The sequence below is a fragment of the Bacteroides fragilis genome (genome assembly GCF_019583405.1).
Classification (GTDB): domain Bacteria; phylum Bacteroidota; class Bacteroidia; order Bacteroidales; family Bacteroidaceae; genus Bacteroides; species Bacteroides fragilis_B.
The window spans coordinates 355,711-370,669 of record NZ_SZUU01000003.1 but is presented as its reverse complement, the minus strand read 5'-3'; the positions used below and the strand labels follow the sequence as shown (position 1 = coordinate 370,669).

Sequence of the window (14,959 nt, the reverse complement as noted above, 5' to 3'; positions counted from 1 at the left end):
AATCCGGAATAATCCTGTATTTTTGCACCACGACTAATCAATATTTAAAGTATGATGAACCGATCTTCTTTTATTCTTTTTGTACTAATATCATTTCTGCTCACTGCTTGCAAAGAAAAGCAGAAAGCAACACTCACTGTCGAAGAAGGTGTTCCGGCCCCTCTTTCATACGCAGAAGGATTCGGAATAACACATTCTCCTGAATACACTACAGTAACAGTATATAATCCCTGGAAACCGGGAGAGGCCTATGATATCTATTATCTTGTGAAAACCGAAGATCAGCCTGTCCCTGCCAATGGTCACAAAATAGTGATCCCACTAAAAAGTATGATGACCAACTCAGCTACTCATTTGGGTTTTCTTGAACTTCTGGGGGAATTGCATAAAGTGACAGGGGTGTGCAACTCGGCCTATATTTACAATCCTACCATTCTGCAAGGTGTCAAAGAGGGTAAAATAAAAGATTTGGGCGATGCTTTCAATCTGGACATAGAAAACTTACTTTTATTACACCCACAGGCCGTAATGACTTCTGCCTACAATACCGAAGACGAAAACAGCCGACGCATGAAACAAACGGGATTGCCTATCCTATATAATATTGAATGGCAAGAAAAATCTATTCTGGGACGTGCAGAATGGATTAAATTTGTCGGAGCCTTTTTCGACAAAGAAGCATTGGCTGACAGCATTTTCGGGCAAATAGCAAAACAATACAATGAAGTAAAAAAGAGTGCCGAGAAATTTTCATATGCGCCTTCTATACTTTCCGGGCAAGATTACAGGGGAACCTGGTCTATGCCGGGAGGAAGAAGCTATAGTTCACAACTCTTCCGCGATGCAGGTGCCAATTACTATTATGCCAACGACACAACAGCTTCCGGTAGTATATCCAGCAGTATTGAAGAAGCTCTGATACATTTCAACCAAGCTGACATATGGGTAGGCGTACAAGCCAATACTTTGGAAGAGTTGGGACGAATGGACCCAAAATACAAACTATTCAAATCATATAAAGACGACAATGTATACCATATAAACAAGCGGACAAATGCTACTGGTGGAAACGATTATTGGGAAAGTGGAGTAGCTCGTCCAGATCTATTATTGAGTGATATGATCAAGATCGTTCATCCGACACTATTGCCTGACTACGAGTTAACTTACATGGATAAATTAAAAAGTGAATGAAAAACTACCGGCTGTTTTTATTATTAATCATATTGTTAGTCGTTGCTTTCATGGCAGATATTGCTATTGGGAGCGTCAACCTCTCCATACGAGACGTATGGGATACGCTTACCGGAGGCAGTGATAATCTTATCTATCGTGAAATTATCATCAATCACCGACTTCCCAAAGCATTAACAGCTATTTTAGCAGGAGCATCACTTTCTGTTGCCGGAGTATTGATGCAGACCTTGTTTCATAACCCACTGGCCGGTCCTGACGTATTGGGAGTAACTTCCGGCGCCAGCCTGGGAGTAGCCTTACTCACTTTAGGCACTTCTTCGCTTCCCCTGTGGCTCATAGCAGGATGGGGGCAAGTGACAGCTGCTATCATTGGGGCTATAGGAGTTTTATTATTGGTAATAATCGTTTCTATCAAAATACCTCAGACTGTCTCCCTGTTAATCATAGGCATGATGTTCGGCAACTTTGCCGGTGCCATCGTCAGTATCCTGCAAAGCATGAGCAATCCGGATACTCTCAAGCTTTTTATTACCTGGACCTTTGGCAGCCTCTCTTCAGTGGGCTGGGAACAGATGAGTGTGATGGCCCCCGTCATTGCCTGTGGAATTCTGACTGCATTGCTCTTGCAAAAACAACTCAATATCTTGTTGTTGGGAAAAAACTATGCCAACGGATTGGGAGTCTCTGTGACCAGATTACGCCTCTGGATTATTCTGGCCACTGCACTTTTGGCCGGAACTTCGACAGCTTTTACCGGTCCTATAGCCTTCATAGGCATCACCATGCCCCATGTAGCCAGAGGATTGTTTGGGAGCCCTAACCACCGTATTATTCTTCCGGGCTCCATACTGTGTGGTGCCATTACGCTGTTAATTTGTGACTTAATTTCTCAAATGCCCGGAATGCAGGGTACATTACCTATCAATGCAGTAACTGCTTTGTTTGGCTCTCCAGTAATCGTTTGGATCATATTCCGCAACTCATATCTAAAATAAGAAGAACCATTATTATACTAAACCTTAGTTAAAAGATACAGAGAAGGGTGTCCTTTGCAGGACACCCTTCTCTGTATCTTTTAACTAAGGCACTTCTATTTTTTCACTAACACCATTACCAGTGTTCCGTCTGCGTTATACAAACCAATTCCACCACCGGACAACACATCAAATGATTTCACCTCATTGATAGCCTTCATCACTTTACTTTCTACCTCCATGTCCGGACAAGCCATCATAGTAGAAATAACATTTGGGAAAGAAATAGAACGAGGATTTTCTTTATCAGTTTCAAATCCCCCATTAATCAGATTACATCCGGCATTTCCATGAATAGATTTCTTTTTAACGTCAAAACTGATAAAAGGCTGCTTCTCCATACCGGAAGGGATAGTCTCACCATTCACTTCCTCTATTTTCCATTCACCGCTCAGTGCAGACAACTTCACCGTAGATACTTTCTTCTGAAGGACAACTACCGGGCGACTGGAAGCATTACAAAGAGCTATGTTCTGTTTACCCAGTTTTTTATAACTCTTTACCTGTCCCAATGCATTCAGTACATTTTGTTCCGTTGTCATATCAGGACAAGCCATACGAGTACTTCCCAAACGACTCATATCAATAGTACCGGGTTTTGAATTTAGGTCTATCGAACCCATCATACGGTTACAGCCGCTGTTACCATATACTTTTCCAGTTGCTGTATCAAAACCGATAAACGGCAATTCCTGATTCTCTGCCGGAACAATAGCCGAACCGTTCACTTCAATAATGTTCCATTCACCATTTAAAGATGATAAAGAAGCGGTCTCTTTGGTTGAACCACAAGATGACATTGCGAATGCTGCACCTGCCATGCAAATTGAAAACAATACTTTTTTCATTGTTATACTATTTAAGTTAAATATTGGCGCAAATATAGATAAAAAATAATATAAAGTTGATACATTTGTCGAATTAAGATAAACAGAACAGACATACGAATAGTTCAACAAACAATATACAATCATGAAAAGACGTATCAAAACCTTATTACTCCTTCTATTGACAGTCGCTTCCACGGCAATTGCACAGAAAGATTATTCCGTACCCCTCTCTTCCCCCTTGGCCCCATCGGTTGACGAAGAAACGAATTTCATAACAACGTATTTTCCGATGAAACAATTATGTAAGTGGACACCTGGAATAAAATTTATGTTTATTCCGGATAGCGGTGACGAATTCATCCCCATATTTTGTTGTTACGAAAACGGGAAAGAAGTAGTTAACGACTTACTCAAAAATAAAACTGTAGAATATGTAGGATCCGAAGAAACAGAGCATGAAACATATATCGGTAAAATATATACTTCACGTTTCATTTTTGAATGTGAAGGTAAAAAATACTATTACGAAATGAAAGATACCAAACTGAACGATCTGTGTGATAAAGATCCTCGTGCCGGTATCAACGGACTCATCTACCTGCAAGATATAAATACCGCCAAAGAATTATTGATTGGAAAAACACTTTATACCCGGACTACCACAGTAAAAATAAATGATGTCAGCAGTTACTCCGGATACAGAGAGGTCAGTATTCCCAAAGGTGAACCCGTAAAAGTCATAGCAATCAGTGTTGGCAGCAAAGCTTTTCCTGTGAGAATTATTTTTACTGATAGTAAAGGGAACACCTATTATATTGACGTAGCCATGTCCAGAACAAATTCCGGTATGGAACCTGACGATTTTCAAGCAGAAAAGAGGATGAGCTACTTCCCCAACGCATTTTCTTTTACCAATCCGGACATTAAAGCCAAAGAGTCCATTCAATCTAAATATATCGGACAAGCCGTTTATCCCTTAAAAACAATACGAACAAAACAAGCAGATTTACTGCGTTATACTCCGTTACAAATCAAAGATGTGCAACCTGAAAAAACAGGAACGTCAGCTACACTCCTACTGGCAGATGTTTTGGGAACAACATACCAGATAAAAGTAGATTTGAGATATGATCCTATCCTTAGAAATGAAGATTTCATTGAAAATCTTTTTGCATTTACCAACATACGAAAAAAATATCCGAACATTAGCGAAGCCAATTGGTTAATGCTTGCTAAAGGAGAGGTAAAACCGGGTATGACAACCGAAGAGTGTAAATTGGCAATCGGCGAACCTATCGAAATCAGAGTCCGGACCGACTCTCGTTTTGAGACATGGTTATACAGGGGGAAAATACTCGAATTTGAAAATGGTATCTTGCTTCGCGCCAAATAAAGAAACTTAAATCGGCGAATATTCTGAAATAATGCCGTATATTTGTTCCATCAACAATTCTTAAATTCTTAATTTAAAATTCTTAATTAAAGAAATGGGTAGAGTTCTTATTATCGGTGCAGGCGGTGTAGGTACCGTTGTAGCACACAAAGTGGCACAAAATGCCGATGTATTTACTGATATCATGATCGCAAGCCGCACGAAGTCAAAATGTGACGACATTGTGAAAGCCATCGGCAACCCCAGCATAAAAACAGCCCAAGTGGATGCTGATAATGTAGACGAACTGGTAGCACTATTCAACGACTTCAAACCGGAAATGGTTATTAACGTTGCTTTGCCTTATCAAGATCTGACTATCATGGAAGCCTGCCTGAAAGCAGGTGTAAACTACCTGGATACCGCTAATTATGAGCCTAAAGACGAAGCTCACTTTGAATATAGTTGGCAATGGGCTTATCACGAACGTTTCAAAGAGGCAGGTCTGACTGCTATCTTAGGTTGTGGATTCGACCCGGGAGTAAGTGGCATTTATACGGCATATGCTGCCAAACATTATTTCGATGAAATTCAATACTTGGATATAGTAGATTGTAATGCCGGAAATCATCACAAGGCTTTTGCTACAAACTTCAATCCGGAAATCAATATCCGTGAAATAACCCAAAACGGACGTTATTATGAAAACGGACAGTGGGTAACCACCGGACCCTTGGAAATTCATAAAGACTTGACCTATCCGAATATAGGTCCTCGTGACTCATACTTGTTATACCACGAAGAGTTGGAATCACTTGTAAAACACTTTCCAACTATCAAACGAGCACGCTTTTGGATGACATTCGGCCAGGAATATCTGACACACCTACGTGTGATTCAGAACATCGGTATGGCCCGCATCGACGAAATCGATTACAACGGGCAAAAAATTGTTCCTCTGCAATTCTTGAAGGCCGTGCTACCTAATCCTCAAGATCTGGGTGAAAATTACGAAGGGGAAACCTCAATCGGTTGCCGTATCCGTGGCTTAAAAGATGGCAAAGAACGTACCTACTATGTATACAATAACTGCAGTCACGAAGCAGCATACAAAGAAACGGGTATGCAGGGAGTAAGCTATACCACAGGTGTCCCGGCTATGATTGGTGCCATGATGTTCTTCAAAGGCGAATGGAATCGACCGGGTGTGAATAATGTAGAAGAGTTTAATCCGGATCCGTTCATGGAACAATTGAACAAACAAGGTCTGCCTTGGCACGAAGAATTCGACGGAAACCTGGAATTGTAATTAACATAACAATATGTCAATTGGCTATATGCCACCTTGTGGCAAACGGATTGACATAATTTATACATTGGGAAAATCATCAAAGATGAATATAGGAGATAAAGTCCCTGAATTGCTGGGTATCAATGAAAAGGGAGAAGAGGTACGCCTCAGCAACTATAAAGGAAGAAAAATCGTCCTTTATTTCTACCCCAAAGATAGCACTTCTGGCTGTACAGCTCAGGCTTGCAGCCTGCGTGACAATTATGCAGAATTGCGTAAGGCCGGATACGAAGTGATCGGTGTCAGTGTAGACAATGAAAAGTCACATCAAAAATTTATTGAAAAGAATAATCTGCCATTTACCTTGATTGCCGATACTGATAAAAAATTAGTAGAACAATTTGGAGTATGGGGAGAGAAAAAGCTATATGGCCGTGCCTATATGGGTACTTTACGCACTACTTTCCTGATCAATGAAGAAGGAGTCGTTGAACGAATCATCGGTCCGAAAGAAGTAAAGACCAAAGAACACGCTTCACAAATTTTATAAATCGATCATTATGGCAAAGAAAGAAGACGAGTTAAATTTTGAAACAGATAATAATAAAATGGCATCAAGCGAAAAATTAAAAGCCTTACAGGCTGCCATGGACAAGATAGAGAAAAGCTTCGGTAAAGGTTCTATCATGAAAATGGGTGAAGAAGTGGTAGAACAAGTAGAAGTAATTCCTACAGGTTCGATTGCACTGAATGCAGCATTAGGCGTAGGCGGTTATCCCCGCGGAAGAATAATTGAAATTTATGGTCCGGAATCATCCGGTAAAACCACACTGGCGATCCACGCCATTGCAGAAGCACAAAAAGCCGGTGGAATTGCCGCTTTCATTGATGCAGAACATGCCTTTGATCGTTTTTATGCGGCCAAGCTGGGAGTGGATGTAGATAATCTGTTTATCTCTCAACCGGATAACGGAGAACAGGCATTGGAAATTGCGGAGCAATTGATCCGCTCTTCAGCCATCGACATCATCGTAGTAGACTCCGTAGCCGCCTTGACTCCGAAAGCAGAAATAGAAGGAGACATGGGTGACAATAAAGTAGGTTTGCAGGCTCGATTAATGTCTCAGGCATTACGCAAGTTAACATCAGCAGTGAGTAAAACCCGTACGACTTGTGTTTTCATCAACCAATTGCGTGAGAAAATCGGTGTAATGTTCGGTAATCCCGAAACAACAACCGGTGGCAATGCATTGAAGTTCTATGCTTCGGTACGTTTGGATATCCGCGGTTCACAACAAATAAAAGACGGTGAAGAGGTGATTGGTAAACAAACAAAAGTCAAGGTTGTGAAGAATAAAGTAGCTCCTCCTTTCCGTAAAGCAGAATTCGATATCATGTTTGGCGAAGGTATATCACATTCTGGAGAGATTATTGATCTGGGTGCTGATTTGGGAATCATCAAGAAAAGTGGTTCATGGTATAGCTATAATGACACGAAGCTGGGACAGGGTCGCGACGCAGCTAAACAATGTATTGCCGATAATCCCGAACTCGCCGAAGAACTGGAAGGATTAATCTTCGAAAAATTGAGAGAACACAAATAACTAATCAACAGATAACGACTGGCTGTCATTCAATGAAATACAGCCAGTCGTTTATCATATATCAATTCAGAGAATTCCGTTTTTCCAATGCCAACGGATAGTACTTATCCAGCAACATCGCCCACTCCGCTATAAGTTCAATTGGCATTCTCTGACCATTTTCATCACCAGACTCTGCAAATGTCCTTATCCGATCATCCAATGTAACCAAGCGCCGTATCTCTGGTTCTCTCTCACCTAATACCTCTACAATAATATCCAATTTCGTAATTTCACTTTCGCTCATAGTATTTCATTTTAATTAAGTCATTAAAAGTACATCCTTTTCATCAAATATCTTCATATTACTTGCTCTTTTTTCTCTTTCTTTGTAACATAATTCGTCCCGTTACGTCTTACAAATATAAACATTGACAAAAACGAATCCATGGATGCTGAGAGTTTTAAAAAAGAGTTTCTGCCTTATCACCGCAAACTGTACCGTGTAGCTTACCGGCTACTGGAGAATTCAGCCGATGCGGAGGATATAGTGCAAGAAGCCTACCTGAAGCTGTGGGATAAGCGGGAAGGACTGACTGTTATTAGTAATCCGGAAGCATTTAGTGTCACTTTGGTAAAGAATATGTGTTTTGATTTGCTCCGCTCAGGAAAGTACATATTGTCCCGACAAACCGTAGAACTGTCTGCCGTTCAGGATATTTCCCAGTCGGACAACCTGGAAGTACGCGAAGGCGCACGACAGGTAAAAGATATCATAGCCCACTTACCCGAACAGCAGCAACGGATCATAAACATGCGCGATATCAAAGGCTGTTCTTACGAAGAGATAGAACAAGTCACCGGATTGAATTCTATTAATGTTCGTGTACTGCTATCACGAGCAAGGAAAAAGATACGTGAAGAATTTAATAAATGGAATAATTATGAAAGTCGAAGAAATTGAAAGGTTACTCGCCGAGTTTTATGAGGGGACTACTACCGAGAGCCAGGAAGAGGCGCTGAGAGATTATTTCAGAACAACAGAAGTACCCGAATATCTGTTGAAGGATAAAGAAATCTTTCTTAACCTTTACTTAAACGCAGATCAAGATGTGGAAATTCCTGCATATTTGGAGGACAAACTAAACTTGTTGATTGATGAAATGGCCGAGAAAGAACAACGCTTCTTCCACCCCAACAGTTCCAAGAACAACTGGCGGTGGATTGGAAGTATAGCAGCCACTATGCTATTACTTGTCGGCCTTGGATATGGTATCGAAAATCTGGGTAAAAATGTGTGTCCACCTACACCGCAAGACACATTTTCTGACCCGGAAGAAGCCTACCGAATGTTCCAGGCGACTTTACTGGAGATTTCCATTAACCTGAACAATGGGTTCAATGAAGTAAAAGAAAGCCAAATAGACATGAGAAGAATACATCAAGAAGTAAAAAACGAAATAAAAAAATAAACGGTTATGAAAACAATGAAATTTATTCTGGTTTGTGTACTGTTATTGTCACCTCTCTTTTGTCAGGCACAAAAAAATTTGTTCAACAAATACAACGACATGAAAGGAGTATCATCAGTTTATATCTCTAAAGCTATGATGGAACTAAATCCGAACTTATTTATGAAAGACCTTTATATAGGTAAGGTGGCAGAACACTTGAACTCTGTTCAGGTTCTTTCTACGCGTGATAATAAGATACGTGAAGAGATGGCTAAAGATATTCGTTCTTTGATGCAGTCATCCAAATATGAACTGTTGATGAAACAAAAAGGGACAACTTCCGGTTCAGAAATCTATGTAAATCGTAAAGGAAGTAAGATAAAAGAACTAATTATGGTAATGGACCGGGCATCTTCCATAAAATTCGTATATATGGAAGGAGATATGACGACGGATGATATCAAAAAACTAATGTTGTATCAAAATACCAGTCAGTGCTTTATAATATCAGGAGATAGGCTCTATACCAATAATAAACCTGCCATTTATGACAGCAAGAAAGATATAAGCAAACAAAAAGGTATGATAGAATTAAGCGGAACTTATAATTTGAACACTATAGATGCGAATTATAGGGAAGAATTAAACGCTTTGAATGAGGAACTAAAAAACCTTGGGAAAGAACTAAAGAACATAAGTATAGAGTAAATGATATAGGATATTTATTAAATGTAAGAGGTACGATGTCTAAATACATCGTACCTCTTTACATATAGTTCTGTTTATATTTAATCAGCACCAATAAATATATGCTAAAGTGCTCAGACTAATCACTGCCCACAAAAGTACTCCCTGTATCAAAGGTTTGATACCTACGGACTTCACAACATCCAAAGAAAGAGAAGCCCCGATGAAAAACATAGTAATAGTTAAAGTCTTACGAGCCAATCCATTGATAGCTGCCCCCAATGCGGGCACACTACCCAACAAATAGGTATTCACAATCATAGCCAATACAAAGAAGAAGATAAACCAAGGAATGCTGATCTTCTGTCCTTTACTTTTAAAGATAAATGAAGTAGCAAATGCCATTGGAATAATCCAAAGGGCACGGGTCAATTTAATAGTAGTAGCAACTTTTAGCGCCTCCTCACCGTATGCAGCACCGGCACCTACCACAGAACTTGTATCATGAATAGCAATGGCAGCCCAAGTTCCGAACTCATGTTGACTCATATTTAAAGCATGCCCGATTACTGGAAAGATAAAAAGAGCAAGTGCGTTTAATATGAATATTGTAGCCAACGCTACAGACATTTCACTATCATTCGCCTTTACTACGGGACCTACAGCAGCAATAGCACTACCACCACAAATCGCCGTACCCGAACTGATAAGATAAGAGGTATTACGATCTACTTTCAAGAACTTACGACCAATAAACCATCCTATGATCAATGTACCGATTACTGAAATAACAGTAAACTCCATTCCTTCTTTACCGGAAGCAAGTGCCGAATGCAAATTCATACCAAAACCTAATCCAACAACAGAGTATTGCAACAAATATTTAGATGTCTTTTTATTAAATTTCGGATGAGCCTGTCCACAAGTTAACGCAAAAGCCAATCCAAGAAAGAGCGCTAACGGTGGAGTTACCCATGCAGAAAGTGCCTGCAATCCTGGAACATAATCCAACATTAAAAAGAAAGTCAAAATAGAAAGTAAAGAAACATAGACCTTTTTATTGTTTGTCTGTAACGTTTTCGTAATAGCTGATACCATATCTTATTATCTTTTTTATTTTTCGGGTGCAAAGATACGGCTACTTGTCGGTATATGCCAATTGCATCTAATTATACTCTATAACTTTTTGTTATGATGCATAGCAAACTGCATCAAAACTTGTGATAACCCACTCTCTTGGCCTTGAGGTTGAGCAAAACAGAACTCACGTAGCATTGGCATACCTTTAATCTCAATAACACGGAAAGTACCTGAAAGTAATTCACGACTGATAGAACGGATAGAAACAATTCCGATACAATCTGTATATTCTAAAAACAGCTTGATACTCTCTGTACTGCCTAAATATAAAAGTACGTTCAAGGATGATAACTTCATATTATGCTCGGATAAAGCTCTCTCGAAAACATCCAATGTGCCCGAACCTCTCTCCCTGAGCACAAGCGGAATTCTGGATAAATCTTCCGGCGCTATCTCATCTGGCAATGAAAGTTTGCTACCTGTATGGACAACTGCCACTAATTCATCCTGCAAAAATGTAGTATATTTAAGATTGGGTAGGCGGCAAATACCTTCTACCAATCCTAAATCGATACGATGTTCCTGCAAAGCAGCCTCTATCTCTCTGGAATTCCCATTCAACAAAGAAAGATTTACTTGGGGAAACTTGGCTATAAAATTAGCAAGCAAAGGAGGAAGCACATATTGAGAAATGGTAGTGCTGGCACCTAATTTCAAATCACCTATACACTCGTTATGCAGCAAATGCATTTCATATTCCAACCGCTTGTAGTCCTCCAATATCTTTTCACTATGTTCCTGCAAAAGTTTACCCGCTTCTGTCAAAGAAATCTTATTTCCCTGCCGATCAAACAACCGAACCTGATAACAGGTCTCCAATTCCTGAATATGTTTGGTTATGGCAGGCTGACTGACAAACAACTCTTGTGAGGCCTTAGTGAAACTGAGGTTCTTAGCAACGCTTAAAAATACTTTCAGACGAAAATCAGACATAAATATAAAGGCTTATTGCTAATATTACAACTCTTCTCCCTTGATTCCCAATGCTTGCATCACGGGATATGCCAACATCTCCCACTGATGTCCTTCAATATTCTCCTCCGGTTCATTCATACGGAATTGAATGATTTCCTTATTCTTGATAGCTTTTAACCGCTCCATTACCTTAGCACCATATTCTTCATTGAAAGAGACCAAAATCAGCCGTTCCACATCAGCAGAATCTGAAACGATATTCAACAAATCCAAATATAATTCTTCACGAGATACCATTTCCTCGCAAGGTACACTGGCAAAAGAAAACTCTCCGAACTGACTCTTAAATGCCACCCCATTCAACTCTGCCGATAAATCGGAAGGTCGGCAATTAGACAACTGAGTCGAATCCTTATCATATACCATTAATATTTGGATTTGATTATCGCCTACTGCCATACCTGCATCAAGTACTATATAGGTTATCAGTTCCGAGAGATCAATCTCTTGCAGTTCACGCATCAAGGTTTTCTCAAAGTATTTCTTCAGATCCATTACAACTAAATTCAGAAATGCTGCATCAATCAGTACCACATTCGAAGGAAACTTTATTTTTTCGTCCATATCGTAATTCCTTAATCATTATATTGAGGGCATAAAGATACAACATACTTCTAAAATGCTCTTACATTCGGACACAATTTCCTCCATAAAAGAAAATACATGACATTTTGGCTTTTATTTTTCTTAAAAAGCTGAAAAAAAGTCAGTTTTTACCCCATGGCAAATCTTTTGCGCCTCTAATAGTGTTATTGAAAACAAGAATAAGAAAGGAGAACAAACGATATGAACTTTAACAATTTTACCATTAAATCTCAGGAAGCTGTACAAGAGGCTATTAACCTGGCACAAAGTCGGGGGCAACAAGCCATCGAAACGGCTCATATCCTGTACGGAGTGATGAAGGTAGGCGAAAATGTGACTAACTTTATCTTTCAGAAGTTGGGACTGAACGGACAACAAATCTCCCTCGTACTCGATAAGCAGATCGACTCTTTCCCAAAAGTTTCCGGTGGAGAACCTTACTTGAGCAGGGAAGCGAACGAAGTCTTTCAAAAAGCTACACAGTATTCCAAAGAAATGGGCGATGAGTTTGTTTCATTGGAACATCTTTTACTGGCCTTACTGACAGTAAAGAGCACAGTGTCTACCATCCTGAAAGATGCAGGAATGACCGAAAAGGAATTGCGTGGTGCCATCAGTGAATTGAGAAAAGGAGAAAAGGTAACCTCTCAATCCAGTGAAGATAATTACCAGTCACTGGAAAAATATGCCATTAACTTAAATGAAGCAGCCCGTAGCGGTAAGCTCGACCCTGTGATCGGACGTGATGAAGAAATCCGACGGGTACTTCAGATTCTAAGTCGGCGCACAAAAAACAATCCTATATTAATAGGTGAACCGGGTACCGGTAAAACAGCTATTGTTGAGGGGCTGGCACACCGTATTCTTCGTGGTGATGTCCCTGAAAACCTGAAAAATAAACAGGTATACTCACTTGATATGGGCGCACTCGTTGCAGGAGCTAAATATAAAGGAGAATTTGAGGAACGACTGAAATCGGTAGTGAATGAGGTGAAGAAATCAGAAGGTAACATCATATTATTCATTGATGAAATCCATACTTTGGTAGGAGCAGGAAAAGGAGAAGGTGCTATGGACGCAGCTAATATTCTGAAACCTGCACTTGCCCGTGGAGAATTACGCTCTATCGGTGCTACCACTCTCGACGAATATCAGAAATATTTTGAGAAAGATAAAGCTTTGGAACGTCGTTTTCAAATAGTACAGGTAGATGAACCGGACAATCTGAGCACAATATCTATCTTACGTGGATTAAAAGAACGGTATGAAAATCACCATCACGTACGTATCAAAGATGACGCAATCATTGCTGCCGTAGAATTAAGCAGCCGGTACATCACTGACCGTTTTTTGCCCGATAAAGCAATTGACCTGATGGATGAAGCTGCCGCAAAACTTCGCATGGAGGTGGATTCCGTCCCTGAAGGATTAGATGAAATCTCACGAAAGATTAAACAGCTGGAGATTGAGCGAGAAGCTATAAAACGGGAAAATGATGAACCGAAATTACAGACAATCGGCAAAGAATTGGCTGAATTGAAAGAACAGGAAAAATCATATAAAGCAAAATGGCAAAGCGAAAAAAGCCTGATGGATATAATCCAGCAGAACAAAGTTGAAATAGAAAATCTTAAATTCGAAGCTGACAAGGCAGAACGTGAGGGAAACTATGGCAAAGTTGCAGAGATTCGCTATGGCAAATTGCAGGAACTGCATAAGGAAATTGAAGATACCCAGAAAAAACTGCACGAAATGCAAGGGGATACAGCCATGATAAAAGAAGAGGTGGATGCTGAAGACATCGCTGACGTAGTATCCCGTTGGACCGGAATTCCTGTAAGCAAAATGATGCAGAGTGAAAAGGACAAGTTGCTCCACCTTGAAGAGGAATTACATCAGCGTGTTATCGGACAAGACGAGGCTATTGCAGCCGTATCTGATGCTGTACGCCGCAGCCGTGCAGGTTTACAGGATCCCAAACGACCTATTGGTTCTTTCATCTTCTTGGGCACTACAGGAGTTGGTAAAACCGAACTTGCCAAAGCTCTTGCCGAATTTCTGTTTGACGATGAAACGATGATGACCCGTATCGACATGAGCGAATACCAGGAGAAGCACAGCGTTTCGCGTTTAGTTGGAGCGCCTCCGGGATATGTCGGATATGATGAAGGCGGACAATTGACAGAAGCGATTCGTCGTAAACCTTATTCTGTAGTATTGTTTGATGAAATCGAGAAAGCACATCCGGATGTATTTAATATCTTGTTGCAGGTACTTGATGACGGACGATTGACAGACAACAAAGGCCGCGTGGTAAACTTTAAAAATACAATTATCATTATGACCTCTAATATGGGCAGTGGCTACATACAGAGCCAGATGGAAAAACTGAATGGTGCCAACAACGAGGAAGTAGTGGAAGAAACCAAGAAAGAGGTAATGAACATGCTAAAGAAAACCATCCGTCCGGAATTCCTAAACCGTATCGATGAGACTATCATGTTCCTGCCATTAACGGAAAAAGACATCAAACAGATTGTCTTGTTACAGATTAAGAGCGTACAAAAGATGCTTGCCGGTAATGGAGTAGAGCTAGAGCTGACAGATGCGGCTTTGGATTTCCTTTCACAGGTCGGCTATGATCCGGAATTCGGTGCACGTCCTGTAAAAAGGGCTATTCAGAGATATTTGCTCAATGATCTATCGAAAAAATTATTGGCACAGGAAGTAGACCGTAGTAAAGCAATCATTGTAGATGCACAAGGAGACGGATTAGTTTTCCGTAACTAAAGGATTAAGAAGTAATAAACA

The 14,959-nt window shown here is 40.2% G+C and carries 15 protein-coding genes; 10 read left to right on the top strand and 5 right to left on the bottom strand.

Annotated elements, in window-relative coordinates; all coding sequences use genetic code 11:
- Window positions 1–54 precede the first annotated feature (54 nt).
- Together FDF36_RS08880 and FDF36_RS08875 are read left to right on the top strand one after the other, a co-directional pair.
- Window positions 55–1,194 carry an ABC transporter substrate-binding protein gene (locus tag FDF36_RS08880; protein WP_220391251.1) on the top strand — a complete coding sequence of 380 codons (1,140 nt, stop codon included), beginning with the start codon at window positions 55–57 and terminating at the stop codon, window positions 1,192–1,194.
- Window positions 1,191–2,192, top strand: a complete 1,002-nt coding sequence (locus FDF36_RS08875; RefSeq protein WP_220391085.1) for a FecCD family ABC transporter permease — start codon at window positions 1,191–1,193, stop codon at window positions 2,190–2,192. Before FDF36_RS08880 ends, FDF36_RS08875 begins: the two co-directional genes overlap by 4 nt.
- A 95-nt stretch (window positions 2,193–2,287) precedes the next feature.
- Here FDF36_RS08875 and FDF36_RS08870 read toward each other — a convergent pair whose 3' ends face one another.
- A complete protein-coding gene (locus FDF36_RS08870) occupies window positions 2,288–3,079 on the bottom strand; it encodes an META domain-containing protein (RefSeq protein WP_005818811.1) in 792 nt (263 codons plus the stop codon).
- Window positions 3,080–3,203: 124 nt separating this feature from the next.
- Between FDF36_RS08870 and FDF36_RS08865 the strand changes: the two genes are divergently transcribed.
- From FDF36_RS08865 to recA, 4 genes are all read left to right on the top strand, one after another.
- Window positions 3,204–4,454: a hypothetical protein gene (locus tag FDF36_RS08865; RefSeq protein WP_220391084.1), complete on the top strand. Its 1,251-nt coding sequence runs from the start codon at window positions 3,204–3,206 to the stop codon at window positions 4,452–4,454.
- A gap of 94 nt (window positions 4,455–4,548) precedes the next feature.
- Entirely contained in the window at window positions 4,549–5,742 is a 1,194-nt protein-coding gene (locus FDF36_RS08860; protein ID WP_220391083.1) for a saccharopine dehydrogenase family protein, read from the top strand.
- A gap of 85 nt (window positions 5,743–5,827) precedes the next feature.
- The gene (gene bcp / locus FDF36_RS08855) at window positions 5,828–6,274 is read left to right on the top strand and encodes a thioredoxin-dependent thiol peroxidase (protein ID WP_220391082.1); all 447 of its coding nucleotides are present in this window, start codon (window positions 5,828–5,830) and stop codon (window positions 6,272–6,274) included.
- A 10-nt stretch (window positions 6,275–6,284) separates the two neighbouring features.
- A complete protein-coding gene (gene recA, locus FDF36_RS08850) occupies window positions 6,285–7,328 on the top strand; it encodes a recombinase RecA (protein ID WP_005775938.1) in 1,044 nt (347 codons plus the stop codon).
- Between the two features lie 61 nt (window positions 7,329–7,389).
- On the opposite strand, the gene FDF36_RS08845 is transcribed toward recA, so the two are convergent.
- Window positions 7,390–7,614 (bottom strand): hypothetical protein, encoded by a 225-nt coding sequence (locus FDF36_RS08845; protein WP_005809822.1) that lies wholly within the window; start codon window positions 7,612–7,614, stop codon window positions 7,390–7,392.
- A gap of 141 nt (window positions 7,615–7,755) precedes the next feature.
- Here FDF36_RS08845 and FDF36_RS08840 point away from each other — a divergent pair, with 141 nt between their 5' ends.
- Genes FDF36_RS08840 through FDF36_RS08830 form a run of 3 tightly spaced genes read left to right on the top strand, consistent with a single transcriptional unit; the run spans window position 7,756 to window position 9,469 of the window.
- Window positions 7,756–8,271 carry an RNA polymerase sigma factor gene (locus tag FDF36_RS08840; RefSeq protein WP_032529733.1) on the top strand — a complete coding sequence of 172 codons (516 nt, stop codon included), beginning with the start codon at window positions 7,756–7,758 and terminating at the stop codon, window positions 8,269–8,271.
- Complete coding sequence (locus FDF36_RS08835; RefSeq protein WP_032543334.1) at window positions 8,252–8,779, top strand: hypothetical protein; 528 nt, start codon at window positions 8,252–8,254, stop codon at window positions 8,777–8,779. Before FDF36_RS08840 ends, FDF36_RS08835 begins: the two co-directional genes overlap by 20 nt.
- Before the next feature lie 6 nt (window positions 8,780–8,785).
- Entirely contained in the window at window positions 8,786–9,469 is a 684-nt protein-coding gene (locus FDF36_RS08830) for a DUF4252 domain-containing protein (RefSeq protein ID WP_220391081.1), read from the top strand.
- 84 nt (window positions 9,470–9,553) lie between these two features.
- Here the strand turns inward: FDF36_RS08830 and FDF36_RS08825 are convergent, their stop codons facing one another.
- The 3 genes from FDF36_RS08825 to FDF36_RS08815 form a co-directional block, all read right to left on the bottom strand.
- Entirely contained in the window at window positions 9,554–10,546 is a 993-nt protein-coding gene (locus FDF36_RS08825) for a YeiH family protein (protein ID WP_005818794.1), read from the bottom strand.
- A gap of 78 nt (window positions 10,547–10,624) precedes the next feature.
- Window positions 10,625–11,521 (bottom strand): LysR family transcriptional regulator, encoded by an 897-nt coding sequence (locus tag FDF36_RS08820; protein ID WP_220391080.1) that lies wholly within the window; start codon window positions 11,519–11,521, stop codon window positions 10,625–10,627.
- Window positions 11,522–11,545: 24 nt separating this feature from the next.
- The gene (locus tag FDF36_RS08815; protein ID WP_220391079.1) at window positions 11,546–12,127 is read right to left on the bottom strand and encodes a DUF6621 family protein; all 582 of its coding nucleotides are present in this window, start codon (window positions 12,125–12,127) and stop codon (window positions 11,546–11,548) included.
- Between the two features lie 222 nt (window positions 12,128–12,349).
- Between FDF36_RS08815 and clpB the strand changes: the two genes are divergently transcribed.
- Window positions 12,350–14,938, top strand: a complete 2,589-nt coding sequence (clpB, locus tag FDF36_RS08810; RefSeq protein ID WP_220391078.1) for an ATP-dependent chaperone ClpB — start codon at window positions 12,350–12,352, stop codon at window positions 14,936–14,938.
- Window positions 14,939–14,959: the final 21 nt, after the last annotated feature.

What these genes read in the sequence shown, in the direction of transcription:
- FDF36_RS08880 (WP_220391251.1), top strand. Translation starts at nt 55, where the DNA reads ATGAACCGATCTTCTTTTATTCTTTTTGTACTAATATCATTTCTGCTC.
- FDF36_RS08875 (WP_220391085.1), top strand. Translation starts at nt 1,191, where the DNA reads ATGAAAAACTACCGGCTGTTTTTATTATTAATCATATTGTTAGTCGTT.
- FDF36_RS08870 (WP_005818811.1), bottom strand. Translation starts at nt 3,079, where the DNA reads ATGAAAAAAGTATTGTTTTCAATTTGCATGGCAGGTGCAGCATTCGCA.
- FDF36_RS08865 (WP_220391084.1), top strand. Translation starts at nt 3,204, where the DNA reads ATGAAAAGACGTATCAAAACCTTATTACTCCTTCTATTGACAGTCGCT.
- FDF36_RS08860 (WP_220391083.1), top strand. Translation starts at nt 4,549, where the DNA reads ATGGGTAGAGTTCTTATTATCGGTGCAGGCGGTGTAGGTACCGTTGTA.
- bcp (WP_220391082.1), top strand. Translation starts at nt 5,828, where the DNA reads ATGAATATAGGAGATAAAGTCCCTGAATTGCTGGGTATCAATGAAAAG.
- recA (WP_005775938.1), top strand. Translation starts at nt 6,285, where the DNA reads ATGGCAAAGAAAGAAGACGAGTTAAATTTTGAAACAGATAATAATAAA.
- FDF36_RS08845 (WP_005809822.1), bottom strand. Translation starts at nt 7,614, where the DNA reads ATGAGCGAAAGTGAAATTACGAAATTGGATATTATTGTAGAGGTATTA.
- FDF36_RS08840 (WP_032529733.1), top strand. Translation starts at nt 7,756, where the DNA reads ATGGATGCTGAGAGTTTTAAAAAAGAGTTTCTGCCTTATCACCGCAAA.
- FDF36_RS08835 (WP_032543334.1), top strand. Translation starts at nt 8,252, where the DNA reads ATGAAAGTCGAAGAAATTGAAAGGTTACTCGCCGAGTTTTATGAGGGG.
- FDF36_RS08830 (WP_220391081.1), top strand. Translation starts at nt 8,786, where the DNA reads ATGAAAACAATGAAATTTATTCTGGTTTGTGTACTGTTATTGTCACCT.
- FDF36_RS08825 (WP_005818794.1), bottom strand. Translation starts at nt 10,546, where the DNA reads ATGGTATCAGCTATTACGAAAACGTTACAGACAAACAATAAAAAGGTC.
- FDF36_RS08820 (WP_220391080.1), bottom strand. Translation starts at nt 11,521, where the DNA reads ATGTCTGATTTTCGTCTGAAAGTATTTTTAAGCGTTGCTAAGAACCTC.
- FDF36_RS08815 (WP_220391079.1), bottom strand. Translation starts at nt 12,127, where the DNA reads ATGGACGAAAAAATAAAGTTTCCTTCGAATGTGGTACTGATTGATGCA.
- clpB (WP_220391078.1), top strand. Translation starts at nt 12,350, where the DNA reads ATGAACTTTAACAATTTTACCATTAAATCTCAGGAAGCTGTACAAGAG.